Annotated in this window: 1 pseudogene; it reads right to left on the bottom strand. The window is 62.7% G+C overall.

What is annotated here, in order from left to right:
* Nucleotides 1–201: pseudogene (locus tag AC6LJ5_RS30400) on the bottom strand (hypothetical protein); the annotation flags it as partial.

Raw genomic sequence — 201 nt, 5'->3', positions numbered from 1 at the left:
CCACCACCTTCAGGCCATTGATGAACGCCGCCGACACGCAGATCGCCGTGCCATGCTGGTCATCGTGGAACACCGGGATCTTCATACGCTCGCGCAGCTTGCGCTCCACCGTGAAGCACTCCGGCGCCTTGATGTCCTCCAGATTGATCCCGCCGAACGTCGCCTCCAGACCGGCGATGATCTCCACCAGCTTGTCCGGGT

This window comes from Achromobacter sp. 1011791174 (assembly GCF_059760925.1).
Note: the sequence above shows the minus strand (reverse complement) of the source record. Positions and strands in the feature narration are given on the sequence as shown.